The following is an 18,662-nucleotide window of genomic DNA, read 5'->3' as shown; positions in this document are numbered from 1 at the left end:
GCTCATGCTCCTGCCTCCGTTTTGCTTGTGGACGCGGCGAGCGACACGGTGCGTTTTTCGATCCGTTTCTCCCCGTCCGGGGCCAGGACCACCCGTTGCACGAAGATGCCCGGGACGTGGATGTGTTCCGGGTCCAGTTCGCCGGGTTCCACCAGTTCCTCGACCTCCGCGATGGTGACCTTGCCGGCCATCGCGCAGAGCGGGTTGAAGTTCATGGCCGTGGCGTGGAAGACGAGGTTGCCATGCCTGTCGCCCTTCCAGGCGTGGACGAGGCCGAAGTCCGGGGTCAACGACTCTTCGAGCACGTAGTCGGCCCCGTTGAAGCTGCGGACCTCCTTCGGCGAGGAGGCCAGCGCGACGTTGCCGCCGGCGTCGTACTTCTGCGGCAATCCGCCTTCGGACACCTGGGTGCCGACGCCGGCCGCCGTGTAGAAGGCCGGGATGCCGGCGCCGCCGGCGCGCAGCTTCTCGGCGAGCGTTCCCTGCGGGGTGAGGACCACTTCCAGTTCCCCGGCGAGGTACTGGCGCGCGAATTCCTTGTTCTCCCCCACATAGGAGCTGACGGTGCGGCGGATGCGGCCGTCCTTGAGGAGGATTCCCAGGCCCCAGTCGTCCACGCCGCAGTTGTTGCTGACGGTTTCCAGGTCCTTGGTGCCCTGCTGATGGAGCGCGTCGATCAGCGCCACCGGGATACCGCAGAGGCCGAAGCCGCCGACGGCGAGCGAGGCGCCGTCCGGGATGTCCTTCACCGCTTCCGCGGCGCTGGCAACAACTTTGTCGATCATCGGTGATCCTTCCCTTGCGGTTGGAAACCCAGCGGTCAGAGACCCAGCTCGCGGGCGATGAGCATCAACTGGACTTCCGTGGTGCCCTCCCCGACTTCCAGGATCTTGGAGTCGCGGTAGTGCCGCGCCACCGTGAATTCGTTGATGAAGCCATAGCCGCCGAACACCTGGGTGGCGTCCCGCGCGTTGTCCATGGCTGCCTCGCCTGCGACCATCTTAGCGATGGCCGCTTCGGTCTTGAACGGCTTGCCGGCGAGCATCCGGGCCGCGGCGTCGTAGTACGCCAGGCGGGCGGTGTGGGCCCTGGCCTGCATGCGGGCGATCTTGAACTGGATGGCCTGGTACTTGCCGATGTGGTGGCCGAAGGCGCTGCGTTCCTTGGCGTATTTCACGGACAGGTCCACGCAGCCCTGCGCCGCACCGGTGGCGAGGGCCGAGATGGCGATGCGCCCTTCGTCCAGGATGGAAAGGAAGTTCGCGTAGCCCCGGCCGCGTTCGCCCAGCAGGTTTTCCTCGGGCACCCGGACATCGGCCAGGGTGAGCGGATGGGTGTCCGAGGCGTTCCAGCCCACCTTGTTGTAGGCCTTCTCCGCCCTGAAGCCGGGGGTGGAGGTGGGCACGAGGATGGTGGAGATTTCCTTCTTGGTGACGCCGTCCTTGCGCCGTTGTTCCCCCGTGACGGCGGTGACGGTGACGAGCCGGCTGATGTCGGTGCCGGAGTTGGTGATGAACTCCTTGTTGCCGTTGACCACCCAGTATTTACCGGCTGCGCCGTCCTCGAGCCGGGCGTGCGTCTTGGTGCCGCCGGCGTCGGAGCCGGCTTCCGGTTCGGTGAGCCCGAAGCCGGCGAGCGCCTGGCCGGAGGCGAGCTGTGGCAGCCATTCCTCCTTCTGGGCCTGGGTGCCGAAGCGGTAGACGGGCATGGCGCCGAGGGACACCCCGGCCTCCAGGGTGATGGCCACGGACTGGTCTACGCGGCCCAGCTGTTCCAGGGCGAGCGAGAGCGCAAAGTAGTCCCCGCCCATGCCGCCGAATTCCTCGGGGAAGGGCAGCCCGAAGAGGCCCATCTCCCCCATCTGCTTGACCACCTCGTAGGGGAAGCTGTGCTCTTCGTCGTGTTTCGCGGAGACCGGGGCCACCACTTCGTCGGCGAATTCCCTGACGGAATCGCTGAGGTCCTGGTATTCCTCGCTGAGATCAAAGCCGGCCATGGCGGGGTTCCTCGCCTTTCACAGTGGTTTCGGGTTCTTTGTTCGGGTGGATGGTGGCCAGGAGCTGTTCGGCCTTGACCAGGTCACCGACGCGGGCGGCCACGTGGACGGTGCCGGCCAGTGCGGCCGTGAGCTGGTGCTCCATCTTCATCGCTTCAACGGAAAGCAGCAGTTGCCCCGCTTCGACAGTGTCGCCGTCGCGCACGGACACGGAGACCACGGTGCCGGGCATCGGCGAGCGCACCTCCGGATCCGCGGCGCCTTCCTCGCGCTGGATCCCGGCCAGGATCCGTTGGAGCCTGGTCTCCCGGTCGAGGATTTCCAGCCGGCAGGACCAGCCGCCGTCGCCGAGCCACAGCCCGCGCGGCCCGCCGCCGGGAGGCGCGGATTCCAGCGCGGTCGCGTAATGGTGCGCGACGCCGTCGAGCACCAGTTCCGGGCCCTTGCCGACCTTGTGCGGCGCGCCGCCGTCGAGCTGGGCCTGGTCGCCGTCGCCTTGTTGGACCAGCGAGACGGTGGCCAGGCCGCTTTCGGAGGACGCCGCGGGCAGGCCGAGGTGGACCCGGCGCGGGGCCGGGGTGCCGAGCCGCCAGCCGTCGCCGGCCTGCCACGGTGAACCGCCCGACGCCGACCGCTCGCCCCCGGCTGCCTGCAGCCCGGCGGCGAGAAGCTCCGTTTCCCCTGCCTGCCGGAACTGCATGCCTGGGAGTTTGCGTTCGATAAGCCCGGTGTCGAGCCTGCCGGCGCGGACGTCGGCGTCGTTGACCAGCAGGCGGAGGTATTCGACGTTCGTGTGCAGGCCCAGGAGGGTGTAGTTCCCCAGGGCGCGGTCGAGGGCATCCAGCGCCGCGCCCCGCGCCGGCGCCCAGGCGATGACCTTGGAGAGCATGGGGTCGTAGTCCCCCGTAACCGCCAGGCCGGGGAGCATGGCCGAATCGATCCGCACCCGGGTTCCGTCGCCGTCCGGCCGCTCGCCGTTTTCGTGGCCGCCGTCTTCGTCAAGCACCAGCACCTCGCCGACGGACGGCAGGAAGTTCCGGGCAGGGTCTTCGGCATAGACGCGCGCCTCCACGGCGTGCCCGTCCAGCACGACGTCGGACTGCGCCACGGTGAGTTCCTCGCCGCCGGCGATGCGCAGCTGCCATTCGACCAGGTCGATTCCCGTGACCATTTCCGTCACCGGGTGTTCCACCTGGAGCCGGGTATTCATTTCCATGAAGTAGAACTGTCCGGGATCTTCGTCGGACACCAGGAACTCGACGGTTCCGGCACCGCTGTACCGGACAGAGCGGGCAGCCTGGCAGGCGGCCTCGCCGATCCGGGCGCGGATCGCGGCGCCGTCGGGCACGGATTCCAGCAGCGGCGACGGTGCTTCTTCGATGACCTTCTGGTGGCGCCGTTGCAGGGAGCATTCGCGCTCGCCCAGGTGGATGACATTGCCGGCCTTGTCCGCGAGGACCTGGACCTCGATGTGCCGCGGCGCCCGGACCAACCGCTCCAGGAAGAGCGTGTCATCGCCAAAGGCGGCGGCCGCGACCCGGCGGGCGGTGGCGAGGGCGGCCGGCATGTCCTCCGCGCTTTCCACCACGTGCATGCCTTTGCCGCCGCCACCGGCCGACGGTTTGATGAGCAGCGGGAACCCCACGGACGCGGCCGCGGCGATCAGTTCGGCGTCGCCCATTCCGGGTTCGGCGATCCCGGGAACACAGGGCACGCCGTAGCCCGCCACCTGGTTCTTGGCCCGGATCTTGTCCCCCATGAGCTCGATCGCGTCCGCGGGCGGGCCGATGAAGGCAATTCCCCGGGAGGCCAGGGCCCTGGCGAATTCCGCGTTCTCGGCCAGGAAGCCGTAGCCGGGGTGGACGGCCTGGGCGCCGCTCTGCACGCAGGCGTCGATGATGGCGTCGATGTTCAGGTAGCTGTCCGCCGCGCTCGCCGTCCCGATCCGGACGGCGGCGTCCGCCTCCCGCACGTGGCGGGCTCCGGCGTCGGCGTCCGAGTAGACGGCCACGGAACGGATCCCCATGGCCCTGAGCGTGCGGATGACGCGGCAGGCGATTTCGCCGCGGTTGGCGACCAGGACGGTGTCAAAGGGCTTGGCGACTGTTTGGCGATCCATGAGGGTCACATCCTGAACAGGCCGAAGGAGGTTTCCGGCAGGGTCTGGCGGGAGACTACGTCCAGCGCGAGGCCCAGGACGCGGCGTGTATCCGCGGGGTCGATGATGCCGTCGTCCCACAGCCTGGCGGTGGAATAGTAGGGGCTGCCCTGTTCCTCGTACTGCTGCCGGATGGGCGCTTTGAAAGCCTCTTCGTCCGCGGCGGACCATTCCTCGCCTGCCGCCTCGAACTGTTCCCGCTTGACGGTGGCGAGCACAGAGGACGCCTGGTTGCCGCCCATCACCGAGATCCGGGCGGCCGGCCACATCCACAGGAAACGCGGTGCGTACGCACGGCCGCACATCGAGTAGTTGCCGGCGCCGAAGGATCCGCCGATCACTACCGTCAGCTTGGGCACGCGCGCCGTGGCGACGGCGGTGACCATCTTGGCCCCGTTTTTGGCGATGCCGCCTTGTTCGTAGTCCTTGCCCACCATGAAGCCGGAGAGGTTCTGCAGGAACACCAGGGGAATGCCGCGCTGATCGCACAGTTCGATGAAGTGCGCACCCTTGAGGGCCGATTCACTGAACAGGACGCCGTTGTTGGCCACGATTCCCACGGGGTGGCCGTGCAGGCGGGCGAATCCCGTGACCAGGGTGGTTCCGTATTCCTTTTTGAATTCATGGAAGCGCGAACCGTCGACCAGCCGTGCGATGACCTCGCGGACGTCATAGGACTCGTTGACGTCCACCGGCACCACACCGTAGAGGCTTTCGGGCCCGACGGCGGGTTCCACTGTTGCTGCGACATCCCACACCGGGTCCTGCGGCCTGGGCAGGGTGGCAACGATGTCCCGCACGATCTGCAGCGCGTGCTCGTCGTTTTCGGCCAGGTGGTCGCTGACGCCGGAGATCTTCGCGTGCACCTCGCCGCCACCAAGTTCTTCGGCCGTGACGATTTCCCCGATGGCGGCCTTCACCAGGGGCGGACCGCCCAGGAAGATGGTGCCCTGGTTCCGAACGATCACCGTTTCATCGCTCATGGCCGGCACGTACGCGCCCCCGGCGGTGCAGGAGCCCATGACGGCGGCGATCTGCGGGATTTTCGCCGCGGACATCCGGGCCTGGTTGAAGAAGATCCGGCCGAAGTGTTCCTTGTCCGGGAACACCTCGTCCTGGCGCGGAAGGAACGCCCCGCCGGAGTCCACCAGGTAGATGCAGGGAAGCCGGTTCTCGAGCGCGATTTCCTGGGCCCGGAGGTGCTTCTTGACCGTCATCGGGTAATACGTGCCGCCCTTGACCGTGGCGTCGTTGGAGATGACCAGCACCTGGCGGCCGTGGACCAGGCCGATGCCGGCAATCACGCCGGCTCCCGGGGAGTCGTCGTTGTACATGCCGTTCGCCGCCAACGGCGCGATTTCCAGGAACGGACTCCCGTCGTCGAGCAATTGCTCGATGCGTTCGCGGGGCAGCAGCTTGCCGCGGGCAACGTGGCGCTGGCGCGATTTCTCGGGCCCGCCGAGGGCCGCCGTCGCGAGCCGCTCCCGCAGTTCCTCCACCAGCGCCTGCTGGGCCCTGGCATTGGCTTCGAACGCCGTGCCCCTGGCGTCAGCCTGGCTGACGAGTGTCTCCATCGACATGCTTCCCATCCCGGCCGGACGTCCGGCCAAGCAGCTTCAGTTAATGCGGCTTCAGTTAATGACAAATAACTGAAATTTAGCTTAGTCTCTATTAATTGTGATGTCCACCACTCCAGGGTGGAGCACGCCGCATGAGGAGGATCCGTGGCCGCACACCAGGAAGAGGCAAGCCCGTCAGGGGAAGCCGCCGCCCCTCCCGTGGTGGCCGCGTCGCCCACCCTGCGCAGCCAGGCAAAGGAGACCCGGCGGAAGGCACTGCTCTCTGCCGCCGCGGCCCTTTTCGCCGAGAACGGTTTCAGCCGCGTCTCCCTCGAGGACCTCGGTGCAGCGGCGGGCGTGAGCGGACCGGCCGTTTACCGGCATTTCCCCGGGAAACAGGCTGTGCTCGCAGAACTGCTGCTGAGCGTGAGCCGCGGGCTGCTCGACGGCGGCCGGGCGGTCGCAGCCGCGGCCTCCGACCCCGCGGCGGCCCTGCGCGGGCTGGTGGAGTTCCACGTGGACTTCGCGCTGAGCAACCCCGACGTCATCAGGGTTCAGGACCGGGACCTGGACAGCCTGTCCGATTCCGACCGGGCTGAAGTGCGCGCCCTCCAGCGCGCCTACGTGGAACTTTGGGTGGGAGTCCTTGCCGAGCTCCACGAAGGCACAGGAGCAATCGGCACTGAGCAGTCGGAACTGCGCGTCCGAGCGCACGCCGTCTTCGGCCTGATCAACTCCACGCCGCACTCGGTCCGCAGCCACGGACGCCGGATCGCAACGAAGACTGCGCGGCCATTGCTGGAGCAGATGGCATTGGCGGCGTTGACGGTCCGCTGACCCGCCCGCTTGGCCGCGCAGTCCGTCACACCATGGTCAGGACCATTCCCGGATCCGAGAGGATGGCGCCCACATCGGCCAGGAAGCGCGAGCCTTGTTCACCGTCCACCAGCCGGTGGTCGAAGGACAGGCTCAGCGACATGATCTGTCGGACGGCGAGCTCATCGTTGTGAACCCACGGCGCCTTCCGCACCGCTCCCAGGGCCAGGATCGCGGCCTCCCCCGGGTTGAGGATCGGCGTACCGGCGTCGATGCCGAACACCCCGATGTTGGTGATCGAGATGGTGCCGCCGGAAAGCTCCGCGGGAGTGCTCTTCCCGGCGCGTGCGGTCTCCGTGAGCTCCGACAGCGCCGCCGACAGTTCCTGGAGGCCCATCGTGTCGGCGTCCTTGATGTTCGGGACCGTCAACCCTCGCGGCGTCGCGGCGGCGATGCCCAGGTTCACGTAGTTGAACTGGACGATCTCCTGAGCCGCTTCATCCCAGCGGGAGTTGAGCGTCGGGTTCCGTTTCAGGGCGATCAGCACCGCCTTCGCCGCGAGCGTGAGCGGGGTCAGCTTATAGCCGGCGAACGTCCGGCTTGCCTTGAGCCGTTCCAGCAGTTCCATGGCAGCCGTGACGTCCACCGTGAGGAACTCGGTGACATGGGGCGCGGTGAAGGCGCTCTGCACCATGGCCGCCGCGGTGAACTTCCGGACCCCCTTGATCGGAGTGCGGGTTTCACGTCCAGCGGCGGGAGCCACCGATGCGCCGCCGGCGGCGGGGGCAGCGGCTTCGGCGAAGTGCTGCACATCCTCGCGCGTGATCAACCCGCCCTCTCCCGTTCCGTTCACCTGCGTCAGGTCGACTCCGAGGTCCCGTGCCAGTTTCCGCACCGGCGGCGTCGAACGCGGCCGTTCGGCCTGCACGACGGCGGAACGCGCGGGCGCCCCGGCAGGAACCGCCGGCGCTTCGGCCGGCTGGACTGCCCCGGGCCGGTCGGCTTGCGCGGGCACTGGCTCAGCAGCGGGGGCGGGCGCGAAGGTGCGCTGGCGGCGGACGGGGTGCCCGCCCTCTTCGACGGCGGCACCATACCCCACCAGGGTCGCCTCCCGTTTCGGTGCGGGGGGCTCAGCCGCTGCGTCCCCGGCGGTCCCGCCGTTCCCGGAAGGCGCGGCCCCGGCGTCGTCCACTTCGAAGGAAACGATCGGCTTGCCGACCTCGACGACGCTGCCCGGCTGTTCATGCAGGGCGGCCACGGTCCCGGCAAACGGCGAGGGCAGTTCCACCACGGCCTTGGCGGTCTCGACTTCGGCGATCACCTGGTTCAGTTCCACCGTGTCCCCTACCGCAACCTTCCAGCTGAGGATTTCGGACTCCGTGAGGCCCTCGCCGAGATCCGGCAGTCGGAATTCCTTGATCATGGCGGGGCTCATCCTTCCAGTCCGCTCAGGGAGTTCGGCCGGCCGAGGGCACGGTCCACGCCGTCCAGGATCCGGTCCAGGTCCGGCAGGTGGTGCATTTCGAGCTTGGAGTACGGGTACGGAACGTCGAATCCGGTGACCCGGACCGGCGCGGCTTCGAGGTAGTGGAAGCAGCGCTCGGTGATGCTGGCTGCGATCTCCGCGCCGAGCCCGCCGGACTGCGCGGCCTCGTGGGTGATGGCGAGCCGGCCGGTCTTGCGGACGGACGCCTCAACGGTGTCGTAGTCGACGGGCGCCAGCGAGCGGAGGTCAATGACCTCGATGGAAACGCCTTCATCGGCGGCGGCCAGGGCGGCGTCGAGCGCTGTTTTCACGAGGGGGCCGTAGGCCACCAGGGTGACGTCGCTGCCGCCGGCGGCGACCCGTGCGCTGCCCATCGGCAGGGCCCGGTCGAGCGCGGCGGCCTCGTCCACCTCGCCCTTGTCGTGGTAGCGGCGCTTGGGCTCGAAGTAGAGCACCGGGTCGTCCGAAGCGATGGCCTGCTGGATCATCGTGTAGGCGTCCTGCGGGTTGGACACGCTGACGACGCGCAACCCCGAGGTGTGGGTGAAGTAGGCCTCCGGGGATTCGGAGTGATGTTCGGGCGAACCGATGCCGCCGCCGAACGGCACCCGGATGGTGATCGGCATCTTCACGGTGCCCTGGGTGCGGTAGTGCATCTTGGCAACCTGGCTGACGATCTGGTCGAAGGCCGGGTAGATGAAACCGTCGAACTGGATTTCGCACACGGGCCGGTACCCGCGGTAGGCCAGGCCGACGGCGGTGCCGATGATTCCGGATTCGGCCAGCGGGGTGTCCACCACCCGGTGCGTGCCGAAATCCTTCTGCAGCCCGTCCGTGACGCGGAAGACGCCGCCCAGTTTGCCGATGTCCTCCCCCATCAGGACCACCTTGGGGTCGTTGTCGAGGGCCTTGCGGAGCCCGGCGTTGATGGCGCGGGCAAATGTCAGCTGGCTCATCAGAGGGCACCTTCCTGCACGGATCCGCTGAAGCTTTCCAGGTAGCGGGTGTAGTGGTCCTTCTGGCGTTCGAGCCAGGAATTCTCCTCGCTGTAGACGTGCTTGAAGACGTCCAGCGGCGCGGGCTCGGGCATGTTGATGCAGCCGTTCCTCAGCTCCGCGGCGATGTCGTCGGCCCTGGCCTTGACCCGGGCCTCGAACTCTTCGTCCAGCAGTCCCTTGCGGTCCAACAGGGCCTTGAGCCGGGCGATCGGGTCCTTCGCGGCCCAGTCCTCGAGTTCGTTGGGGTCCCGGTAGCGGGTGGGGTCATCCGCCGTCGTGTGCGGCCCCATGCGGTAGGTGAGCGCTTCGATGAAGGTGGGTCCGCCGCCCTTCCTGGCCCGGTCAAGCGCGATCCGGGTGGCGGCCAGCACGGCCAGCACATCATTGCCGTCCACGCGCATGGAGGGAATACCGAAGCCGGAAGCCCTGTCCGCGAGCTGCACATGGGACTGCACCAGCACCGGTTCGGAAATTGCCCAGTGGTTGTTCTGGCAGATGAACACCACAGGCGCCTGGAAACTGGCGGCGAAGACCATGGCCTCGCTTACGTCACCCTCACTGGTGGCGCCGTCGCCGAAATAGGCCACCGCCACGGAATCAGCGCCGTCATCCTTGATGCCCATGGCGTAGCCGGTGGCGTGCAGCGACTGCGAACCGATCATGATCTGCTGGGTGGCGATGTTGTAGCGGTACGGGTCCCAGCCGAACAAGGCATTGCCGCGCCAGGCGCGCACCAGATCCGGCACGGCCACCCCGCGGCAGTAGGCCACACCGTTGTCGCGGTAGGTGGGGAAGACAAAGTCATCGCTGCGGAGGGCACGGCCCGAGCCGATCTGGGTTGCTTCCTGGCCGAGCATCGGCGGCCAAAGCGCCAGTTCGCCCTGGCGCTGCAAAGCCGTGGCTTCGGCGTCGATCCGGCGGATAACCACCATGTCCTCGTAAAAGGAACAGAGCTGCTCATCGCCGACATCGCTGATCCACAAATCGAATTCCGGATGGCTGATGCGCTCCCCGGTGGGGGAAAGCAACTGGACCAGGTCTCCCCCGGTCCGGCGTGGATTCTGCACACTGTTCGCGGGTTCCGGTGCCTGTTTGGCTCCCCGGCCGGCTTCGTCGGTCAACACGGTTGCTCGCACCTTTCGGCTCGTTCTTTGCCGTTGCCGCAAGGACTTTTGGCCCCGCAAGCCACAGCGACCCGGGCCTCATCGCCCGGATAACTGTGACCCTACTCACAATGCTCATTGGGTACAACCACCGCCACGGATTCTGAGCATTATGCCCTGTCGTACGCCCGGTCACCGTGCTAATGTTGCGCACTATGCAAGCTTTGGATGGCACGGACACCCGGCTGCTTTCGGCCATGGCAAAGGATCCGCGGGGCACCGTGGTGGCCTTGGCGCAGAAGCTCGGCCTGTCCAGGAACACGGTCCAGGCACGGATGGCGCAACTCGAAAAAAAGCACGCCTTCCTGTCCTTCGAACGCCGGATCAACCCGGCTGCCCTGGGCTACCCGCTGCTGGCCTTCATTTCCGTGCACGTGCAGCAGCAGAAACTCGGACAGCTGGCCGTGGACCTCGCCGAGATCCCGGAGATCCTCGAGGGCTACGGGCTGACCGGCTCAGCGGACCTGCTCCTGCGGGTGGTGGCCCTCGACGCCGAAGATCTCTTCCGCATCAACGGCAAGATCCTGGGCTGCGACGGCGTCGAGCGGACGGACACCGCATTGGCGATGCAGGAGATGATCCCCTACCGGATGCAGCCCCTGCTGAAGAAAAGCGCCGGCTGACCAGGCCCCTTCTACTTGCCCCGCCGCCGGAACATGCGATTTGATGCAAACGGACGTCTTGGGGCCGGCCCGCGGTTCCAAGCACGAGTCCAAGCATTGGCAGCGCAGGCGGCCGGAAAGGCGAACCATCGTGAGCACTCCCCCGGATCCCCATAACCAGGATCCCCAAAAGCCCGACTGGACCTCCCGGCCCGTTCCCCCGCCGCCACCCGCGCCCCCGCACGCCGGGCAGGAGGGGCCGGTGCCGCCGGTACCGGAACCGCAGCATGGGGAACCCCCGCATGGGGCACCGCAGCATGGGGACCCCCCGCTTGGGGCACCGCAGTATGGGGCACCGCAGTATGGGGCACCGCAGTACGGGGCAACCGGTGCGCCCCAGTATGGGAAGCAGCCCCCATACGGCCCGCCGTCTGGCCAACCCCAGTATGGGACGCCTCCCCCGTACGGCCCGCCGTCTGGCCAACCCCAGTACGACCAACCCCAGTACGGGGCACTGCCCCCATACGGCCAACCCCCGTACGCACAGCCCCCATACGACGGCGGCCAGTACGGCCAGCCGTTCGGCCAGCCCGCCGCCCGGCCCCCGAAGAACCGCAAGGTCCTGTGGATCGTACTCGGCGCGGTTGGCGCGGTGATCCTCCTGGCGGTGGTCGGCGTCGTGCTGCTGGTCAACCTGGTCGGCAATGCCACCGGCAAGGCCAAGGGCCAGGCCGAAGAATTCACCAATCTGCTGCTCGACGGCCGGAACGGGGAAGCCTACGACCGCTTCCTGACCGACTCCCTGAAGGATGAGCTGCCCAAGGCCACCTTCGTCCAGGGCATCGACCGCCTGGAACTCAGCGATTCCTGCAACGCCAACTACAACTCGGTCAGCGCGGAGTCGAAGAACGGCGTCCACCGCGCCGAGGTGTCCGGCACCCTGAACTGCAACGGCCGGACGATCGACCTCAAGTACGGATTCGTCGGTAACGACGGGAAGATGGATGCCATCCGGATCAAGCCCCGGAATTAGGCCCTGGAATTAGACCCTGGAATTAGGCACCGGAACCGCGCACCATAACGCCGAAGCCCTCCTGCTGCGGACTGCAGGAGGGCTTCGCCGTTACGAGAGGCGCGTCAGGCAGTGGGGATCAGTGCTCCACGGCTTTCTCGGCCCCGATGCCGGTGAGCGAGCGGACTTCCATCTCCGCCTGCTTGGCCGGATCCTCGCGGCGCCTGTCCAGCACGGTGCCCAGCCAGCCCAGGAAGAAGGCGAGCGGGATGGACACGATGCCCGGATTGCTCAGCGGGAAAATGGCAAAGTTGGCGCCTTGGATCATGGAGGTCTTGGCCCCGGAGACCACGGGCGATAGGGCGATCAGGATGATCGCCGAGGCAAGGCCGCCGTACATGCTCCAGACCGCGCCCTGGGTGGTGAACTTCCGCCAGAACAGCGAGTAGACGATCGTGGGGAGGTTGGCCGAGGCGGCCACCGCGAAGGCGAGCGCCACGAGGAAGGCGACGTTCTGGCCGTTCGCGAAGATGCCGCCCAGGATGGCCAGGATGCCGATGACCACCACGGTCCGCCGGGCCACCTTGACCTCGGTGCCGGCGTCGGCCTTGCCCTTGGCGATGACGTTCGCGTAAATGTCGTGGGCGAACGAGGCCGCCGCGGTGATCGTCAGGCCGGCGACCACGGCGAGGATCGTGGCGAAGGCGACGGCGGAAATGAAGCCCAGCAGCAGCGGCCCGCCGAGGTGGAAGGCCAGCAGTGGTGCGGCCGAGTTGACGCCGCCGGGAGCCGCCTTGATGGTGTCGGCTCCGACGAGCGCGGCGGCGCCGTAGCCCAGCACCAGGGTGAAGAGGTAGAACAGGCCGATCAGCCAGATGGACCAGACCACGGACTTGCGGGCTTCCTTGGCGGTGGGCACGGTGTAGAAGCGCATGAGCACGTGCGGCAGTGCCGCGGTGCCGAGGACCAGGGCCAGGCCCAGGGACATGAAGTCCAGCTTGCTGGTTTCGCTCTTGCCGTACTGCAGGCCGGGGTTCAGGACGTTCGGGTTGTTCGCCGCCTCGGCGGCCGAGCCGAGCAGGTTGGACAGGTTGAAGCCGTAGATGGACAGCACCCACAGGGTCATGACGGCGGCACCGCAGATCAGCAGCACGGCCTTGATGATCTGCACCCAGGTGGTGCCCTTCATGCCGCCGATCAGCACGTACATGATCATGAGGGCGCCGACGACGACGATCACCAGCGCCTGACCGCCCCAGTCGCTGATGCCCAGCAGCAGGGAGATCAGGCTGCCGGCGCCGGCCATCTGGGCGAGCAGGTAGAAAAAGCAGACGGCGAGGGTGGACAGGGCCGCGGCGATGCGGACCGGGCGCTGGCGCAGCCGGAAGGAAAGCACGTCGGCCATGGTGAACTTGCCGGTGTTGCGGAGCAGTTCGGCCACCAGGAGCAGCGCCACCAGCCAGGCCACCAGGAAGCCGATGGAGTACAGGAAGCCGTCGTAGCCGTTGATCGCTATCGCGCCCGTGATTCCGAGGAAGGACGCGGCCGAAAGGTAGTCGCCGGCGATCGCCGTGCCGTTCTGCGAGCCTGTGAAGGAGCGGCCGGCCGCGTAGTAGTCCGCCGCTGTCTTGTTGTTCCGGCTGGCGCGGAACACGATCACCATGGTGACGAGGACGAACAGGGCGAAGATGCCCATGTTCAGGAGGGTCGTATCCTTGAGTGCGCCGACGTTCACCATGGGAGCCGGGCCGTGCAACACCATGCCGCTCACCGCTGCGCCCCCTTGGCTGCCCGGCCGGAGTTGGCTGCCCGGCCGGAATTGACTGCCCGGCCGCGGCTGTCGAATTCATGCCCTTCGATTTCGCCGCGGATCTCGGCGGCGATGGGGTCGAGTTTGCGGTTGGAATAGCTCACATACCAGGCGGTGATGCCGAAGGTGGTGGCGAATTGGAGCAGCCCGAGCACCAGGCCCACATTGATGTTTCCCCACAGCTTGGTGGACATGAGCCCCACGGCGTAGTCGGCCAGGAGCACGTAGCCGAAGTACCAGAGCAGGAAGGCCACGGCCATCGGGAAGACGAAACTGCGGTGCCGCCTGCGCAGTTCGCGGAACTGTTCTGTTTGCTGCACTTGCTGGAAATCCACGGACTGGGTTGCGTCCGCCGGCTGGGCCTCATTACCCATGCTTTCCTCCTGGTTTGAAGTGTCCACAGCGGCATCCACCGTTGGGTGCCATGTGATTGGAATCACTATTCAACGGAGGCCGTCCGGCTTCCAGACGTACGAGCCCCGGCATCGCCCAGCGGGCATGTCGGTGCGGTAAACGGCAGCTGCAGCGGTCATAGGGAACCCGCACCGCACGGTTCGCTACCCTTGCTCCATGCCCGATTCCCCGCTCATCACCGCCGCAGCGATCGCCGTCGTCGTCCTGGCGGTGGCGGCCGCCGTCGGGGTCGGACTGATGGTGATCCGTTCCTTCCGGGACCTCGGCACGGACGCCGAGCGGGCCACCTACAAGACCCTGCACGCGGCGTCCCGCGCGGGCGCCCACCTGCGCACCGGCTTGCAGCCGGCAGGCGCGGCCAAGGCCAGCAAACAGCTGCGCCTGCTGCTGGGCTGCGACGCCCTCGCCATCACGGACCTGGACACGGTGCTGGCCTGGGACGGCGTGGGCGAAGAACTGAAGCCACGGCTGATGGCGCTGGCGGCCCCGGTGCTCGCCGACGGGCGCACCGCCCTAATCGAGGCGTCGCCCTCCCTGAAGGCCGTCATCGCACCGATCAGGGCGGACAACCGGGTGGCCGGCTGTGTCGCTGCCTTCGCACCGCACGCCGGCGCAGGCCTGGTCCGGGCCACCGGCGAACTGGCCGGCTGGGTTGCCACCCAGGTGGAACTGGCCGAACTGGACGCCTCCCGCACCCTCCTGATGGAGGCCGAGGTCCGGGCGCTGCGGGCGCAGATCAGCCCGCATTTCATCTACAACTCGCTCAACGCCATCGCCTCGTTCATCAACACGGACCCCGCCAGGGCGCGAGAACTGGTAGTGGAGTTCGCCGACTTCACCCGGTATTCCTTCCGGCGCCACGGGGACTTCACCACCCTGGCCGAGGAACTGCGCAGCATCGACCGCTACCTGCTGCTCGAACGGGCCCGCTTCGGCGAACGCGTGCAGGTCAGCCTGCAGATCGCCCCGGAAGTCCTGAGCACAGTGATTCCCTTCCTGAGCCTGCAGCCGCTCGTGGAGAACGCGGTGCGGCATGGGCTGGAGGCGAAGGAGGGCCCGGGGCACATCACCATCCGTGCCTACGATTCGGGCGCGGACGCCGAGGTCACGGTGGAGGACGACGGCGTCGGGATGGACCCGGAGCACCTCCGCGCCGTGCTGGCCGGCCATGCCGACGGCGAACACGTCGGATTGCGCAACGTCGATGCCCGGCTGCGGCAGGTGTACGGGGACGAATACGGACTGGTCATCGAAACCGCGCCCGGCGAAGGCACCCTGGTCACCCTGCGGGTGCCCAAGTCCCAGCCGAAGCACGATGCCTGAGGACCGACGGCGGAGGTTAAGCTGCTGTCATGATCAACGTTCTCGTCGCCGACGACGAGCTGCCCGCCGTCGAAGAACTCGCCTTCCTGCTGGGCCGGGATGAGCGGGTGGGCACCATCCACCGTGCATCGTCCGGCTCGGAAGCCTTACGTGTCCTGGAGAACGAGTCCGTGGACGTCGCGTTCCTGGACATCCACATGCCGGCCCTCTCGGGGCTGGACATCGCCCGGGCGATCTCGCGGATTCCCCTACCTCCCGCCGTCGTGTTCGTCACCGCTGACGAAGACTGCGCGCTGGAGGCATTCGAACTTGCCGCCGTCGACTACCTGCTCAAGCCGGTACGCGCCGAAAGGCTCGCCCGCTCCCTGGGCCGGGTCAGCGAACTCATCCGGGACGGCAGCCCCGCCCCGGAGATGATCACCGTGGACCAGGGCGGCACCACCCGGATGATCCGCCGGGACGACGTCCGCTACGTCCAGGCACAGGGCGACTACGCCCGCCTCCACACGGCAGAGGCCAGCTACCTGATCCGGGTCCCGCTCAGCGACCTCGAACAGCAGTGGGCCGAGGCCGGATTCCTCCGCATCCACCGCTCGTACCTGATCTCCCTCAACCACGTGGAGCACCTGAAACTCGGTGCCGTACACCCCTCTGTAACGGTGGCGCGCGCCGAACTGCCGATCAGCCGCCGGCATCTGCCGTCCGTGCGGGACAAGCTCGGAACCACCCGGATACGGCCGCAGGGATGACCAGGGTCCGGGTCACCGCACCGCAATCGGCCGGACGGCGCCCCGCCGGCCTGCTGCCCGGCCGGGATGCCGCCGTGGATTCCGACGTCGGGCGCCTGTACGTCCGATCGCTGATCCGCTCCCAACTGCGCCTGGCGATCGTCGTGGCGGCCGGCTTCCTGCTGGTGCTCGCCGCATGCGGGCTGATGGTGGCCTTGGTTCCGGACCTGGCCGTCCTGCGCCTGCTGGGCATTCCGCTCAACTGGTTGCTGCTGGGCGCAGGGCTGTATCCGGTGATCGGCCTGGCCGCATGGCTCTACAACCGCTCCGCTGCCCGGAACGAGGCCCGCTACCGCGAACTGGTGGACGAACGGTGAATCCCCCGGTCGGCCTGGCCGCGTTCCTGGCGGTGGTGCTCGCGACGGCGGTAATCGGCTTCTACGGGCTGCGCATTTCGCGTACCACCGGGGATTTCTACGTCGCCTCCCGGACGGTTCCGCCCTGGTGGAACGCCTCGGCGATCGGCGGCGAGTATCTGTCCGCGGCAAGCTTCCTCGGCGTCGCCGGGTTGATCCTGCTCTCCGGGACGGACGCCCTGTGGTTCCCGGTGGGTTACACCGCCGGCTACCTGATGCTGCTGCTCTTCGTGGCCGCACCCCTGCGCCGCTCCGGGGCCTACACGATCCCCGACTTCACCGAAGCCCGGCTGGAATCCACCGCGGTGCGGCGGGTGACCAGCCTGGTGGTGGTCGCCGTCGGCTGGCTGTACATCGTGCCGCAGCTGCACGGCGCAGGCCTCACCATCCGGATCAGCACCGGGCTGCCGTCCTGGGTAGGCGCGCTGGCCGTGGTCCTGGTGGTGTACCTGACGGTGGCGGCCGGCGGAATGCGGTCCATCACCTTCGTCCAGGCGTTCCAGTATTGGCTCAAGCTCACCGCCCTCGCGGTTCCGGTGGTCTTCGTATTGCTGCACCAGGGCGGCGGGGCGGCCGTGCCGGCGCCGGAGTCCGTCAATCCCACGGGGCTGCCCGCCGCAGGGCCGTACCAGACGGTATCCCTGCTGCTCGCCCTGCTCTTTGGAACCCTGGGGCTGCCCCACGTCCTGGTGCGCTTCTACACGAATCCGGACGGCCGCTCCGCGCGCCGGACCACCCTGATCGTGCTGGGCTTGCTGTCCGTCTTCTACCTCTTTCCGACCGCCGCCGGGCTGCTGGGCCGGATGTACGCGCCCGGGCTGGCCCGCGACGGCCGCTCGGACGCCCTCGTGCTGCTGCTGCCGGGCGAGCTGGTGGGCGGGCCTGCCGGGGACGCGCTCTCCGCGCTGGTGGTGGCGGGCGCCTTCGCGGCGTTCCTCTCGACGACGTCCGGGCTGGTGGTTTCGCTGGCCGGGGTCATCAGCCAGGACCTGCTGGGCGGCAGTGTCCGCGGATTCCGGATCGGAGCGCTGCTGGCCGCCGTCGTCCCTTTGGCCTTTGCACTGGCGACCGACTCACTGGGCCTGGCCGGAAGCGTGGGGCTGGTTTTCGCGTTCACGGCATCCACGATCTGCCCGGTGCTGCTCCTGGGCATCTGGTGGCGGGGCCTGAGCGACGCCGGGGCGATCGCCGGAATGCTGACCGGTGCGGTGCTGTGCGGAGGCGCAATGGTGGCGGGCACCCTGCTTGGCGGAGCGTCCGCACCGGCCTGGCTGGCGCAGCCGGCAGCCTGGACGGTTCCCGCCGCTTTCACCGTGATGGTCCTGGTTTCGCGGGCCACCAAGCAGCGCATTCCGGGAACAGTGACACGGGTGATGACCCGCCTGCACGTGCCGGAACGGCCGCTCGCGAGCGGGCGCTGAAGTCTCGCCTGCGGCCGCCGGAAGGTGGACAATAGCCGCATGTCCGGCATGGACAACACACTTCCAGACGGCGGACCGGACGTTCCGGCGCCCGCGGCCTCGGCTGCTGTGCGGGCCCAGCTTCTCGCCACCGAGCACTGGAGCCTCCTTGCGTCCCGGAGCACCACCCAGGGCGAGGTCCTGACCCGGATCAGCATGTTCCTCACCTTCACGTCGGCAAGCCTGCTCAGCGCGGCCCTCGTGGGCCAGGCGACAAAGTTCTCCGACACGTTCGTGATGTTCGGGATTGTCGTGCTCTTCATCGACATGGGGATCGGCCTGCTGACCCAGGTCCGCGTGATGTACGTGGGCATGGAGGACCTGATGTACGTGATCGCGATGAACCGGCTCCGGGCCGCGTATGTCGAGTTGGATCCGGGCCTCGCCCGGTATCTCATGGCCGGCAGCCATGACGACCAGCCAGGCTCGCTGAAGACCTACTACTTCTTCGGCCCGCGGAGCCAGGGCGGCCACGTTGCGGGGAGCAGCATGACCTTCATCATCTCGGTGAACGCTGCCCTTATCGCACTGTTGTCGGGCACCCTGCTGGTCCTGCCCGGCACTCCCTTGGGGCTGGCGGTGACGCTGGCGGCGCTGTGCGGGCTCGCCTTCCTGTTCGTCTCCCTGGCGCGGAGCTACCGGCGGTACACCGCAGTCTGGCAGGCTTTTACACCGCTCTCGCCCACGCCGCCTGAAGAGCAGGCAGAGGGCTAGGCAGCCG

General features: G+C 67.8%; 17 protein-coding genes. 8 read left to right on the top strand and 9 right to left on the bottom strand.

What is annotated here, in order from left to right:
- Window positions 1-2 precede the first annotated feature (2 nt).
- From ACZ9CK_RS05720 to ACZ9CK_RS05705, 4 genes are read right to left on the bottom strand one after another with little or no spacing between them, the layout of a single operon-like run.
- Window positions 3-785, bottom strand: a complete 783-nt coding sequence (locus ACZ9CK_RS05720) for a CoA transferase subunit A (RefSeq protein ID WP_426302817.1) — start codon at window positions 783-785, stop codon at window positions 3-5.
- Window positions 786-820: 35 nt separating this feature from the next.
- Window positions 821-1,996, bottom strand: a complete 1,176-nt coding sequence (locus tag ACZ9CK_RS05715; RefSeq protein WP_476049476.1) for an acyl-CoA dehydrogenase family protein — start codon at window positions 1,994-1,996, stop codon at window positions 821-823.
- Window positions 1,983-4,115 carry an acetyl/propionyl/methylcrotonyl-CoA carboxylase subunit alpha gene (locus ACZ9CK_RS05710; protein WP_476049475.1) on the bottom strand — a complete coding sequence of 711 codons (2,133 nt, stop codon included), beginning with the start codon at window positions 4,113-4,115 and terminating at the stop codon, window positions 1,983-1,985. Before ACZ9CK_RS05710 ends, ACZ9CK_RS05715 begins: the two co-directional genes overlap by 14 nt.
- Before the next feature lie 5 nt (window positions 4,116-4,120).
- The gene (locus ACZ9CK_RS05705; RefSeq protein ID WP_476050864.1) at window positions 4,121-5,728 is read right to left on the bottom strand and encodes a carboxyl transferase domain-containing protein; all 1,608 of its coding nucleotides are present in this window, start codon (window positions 5,726-5,728) and stop codon (window positions 4,121-4,123) included.
- A gap of 150 nt (window positions 5,729-5,878) precedes the next feature.
- Here ACZ9CK_RS05705 and ACZ9CK_RS05700 point away from each other — a divergent pair, with 150 nt between their 5' ends.
- Entirely contained in the window at window positions 5,879-6,550 is a 672-nt protein-coding gene (locus ACZ9CK_RS05700) for an SACE_7040 family transcriptional regulator (protein WP_476049474.1), read from the top strand.
- 25 nt (window positions 6,551-6,575) lie between these two features.
- Here the strand turns inward: ACZ9CK_RS05700 and ACZ9CK_RS05695 are convergent, their stop codons facing one another.
- From ACZ9CK_RS05695 to pdhA, 3 genes are read right to left on the bottom strand one after another with little or no spacing between them, the layout of a single operon-like run.
- A complete protein-coding gene (locus ACZ9CK_RS05695; protein ID WP_476049473.1) occupies window positions 6,576-7,964 on the bottom strand; it encodes a dihydrolipoamide acetyltransferase family protein in 1,389 nt (462 codons plus the stop codon).
- Entirely contained in the window at window positions 7,961-8,971 is a 1,011-nt protein-coding gene (locus ACZ9CK_RS05690) for an alpha-ketoacid dehydrogenase subunit beta (protein WP_476049472.1), read from the bottom strand. The genes ACZ9CK_RS05695 and ACZ9CK_RS05690 overlap by 4 nt, the downstream gene beginning before the upstream one ends.
- A complete protein-coding gene (gene pdhA, locus ACZ9CK_RS05685) occupies window positions 8,971-10,137 on the bottom strand; it encodes a pyruvate dehydrogenase (acetyl-transferring) E1 component subunit alpha (protein ID WP_476049471.1) in 1,167 nt (388 codons plus the stop codon). The genes ACZ9CK_RS05690 and pdhA overlap by 1 nt, the downstream gene beginning before the upstream one ends.
- Window positions 10,138-10,331: 194 nt before the next feature.
- Here pdhA and ACZ9CK_RS05680 point away from each other — a divergent pair, with 194 nt between their 5' ends.
- Both ACZ9CK_RS05680 and ACZ9CK_RS05675 read left to right on the top strand, forming a co-directional pair.
- Window positions 10,332-10,799, top strand: a complete 468-nt coding sequence (locus ACZ9CK_RS05680; protein WP_426302810.1) for an Lrp/AsnC family transcriptional regulator — start codon at window positions 10,332-10,334, stop codon at window positions 10,797-10,799.
- A 631-nt stretch (window positions 10,800-11,430) separates the two neighbouring features.
- On the top strand, window positions 11,431-11,811 hold the full coding sequence (locus tag ACZ9CK_RS05675; RefSeq protein WP_476049470.1) for a hypothetical protein: 381 nt from the start codon (window positions 11,431-11,433) through the stop codon (window positions 11,809-11,811).
- 118 nt (window positions 11,812-11,929) lie between these two features.
- On the opposite strand, the gene ACZ9CK_RS05670 is transcribed toward ACZ9CK_RS05675, so the two are convergent.
- Window positions 11,930-13,552, bottom strand: a complete 1,623-nt coding sequence (locus tag ACZ9CK_RS05670) for a solute symporter family protein (protein WP_476050863.1) — start codon at window positions 13,550-13,552, stop codon at window positions 11,930-11,932.
- A 5-nt stretch (window positions 13,553-13,557) separates the two neighbouring features.
- Entirely contained in the window at window positions 13,558-13,974 is a 417-nt protein-coding gene (locus tag ACZ9CK_RS05665; RefSeq protein WP_476050862.1) for a DUF485 domain-containing protein, read from the bottom strand.
- Between the two features lie 196 nt (window positions 13,975-14,170).
- Here ACZ9CK_RS05665 and ACZ9CK_RS05660 point away from each other — a divergent pair, with 196 nt between their 5' ends.
- From ACZ9CK_RS05660 to ACZ9CK_RS05640, 5 genes are read left to right on the top strand one after another with little or no spacing between them, the layout of a single operon-like run.
- Window positions 14,171-15,337 (top strand): sensor histidine kinase, encoded by a 1,167-nt coding sequence (locus ACZ9CK_RS05660; RefSeq protein ID WP_476049469.1) that lies wholly within the window; start codon window positions 14,171-14,173, stop codon window positions 15,335-15,337.
- A 29-nt stretch (window positions 15,338-15,366) separates the two neighbouring features.
- Window positions 15,367-16,086 carry a LytR/AlgR family response regulator transcription factor gene (locus ACZ9CK_RS05655; RefSeq protein ID WP_476049468.1) on the top strand — a complete coding sequence of 240 codons (720 nt, stop codon included), beginning with the start codon at window positions 15,367-15,369 and terminating at the stop codon, window positions 16,084-16,086.
- On the top strand, window positions 16,083-16,442 hold the full coding sequence (locus tag ACZ9CK_RS05650) for a DUF485 domain-containing protein (protein WP_426302805.1): 360 nt from the start codon (window positions 16,083-16,085) through the stop codon (window positions 16,440-16,442). Before ACZ9CK_RS05655 ends, ACZ9CK_RS05650 begins: the two co-directional genes overlap by 4 nt.
- The gene (locus ACZ9CK_RS05645; RefSeq protein ID WP_426302804.1) at window positions 16,439-17,902 is read left to right on the top strand and encodes a sodium/solute symporter; all 1,464 of its coding nucleotides are present in this window, start codon (window positions 16,439-16,441) and stop codon (window positions 17,900-17,902) included. Before ACZ9CK_RS05650 ends, ACZ9CK_RS05645 begins: the two co-directional genes overlap by 4 nt.
- A gap of 48 nt (window positions 17,903-17,950) precedes the next feature.
- Window positions 17,951-18,655, top strand: coding sequence for a hypothetical protein (locus tag ACZ9CK_RS05640; RefSeq protein WP_476050861.1), 705 nt, complete (start codon window positions 17,951-17,953; stop codon window positions 18,653-18,655).
- Window positions 18,656-18,662: the final 7 nt, after the last annotated feature.

Source organism: Arthrobacter sp. TE26545 (genome assembly GCF_056279005.1).
Note: the sequence above shows the minus strand (reverse complement) of the source record. Positions and strands in the feature narration are given on the sequence as shown.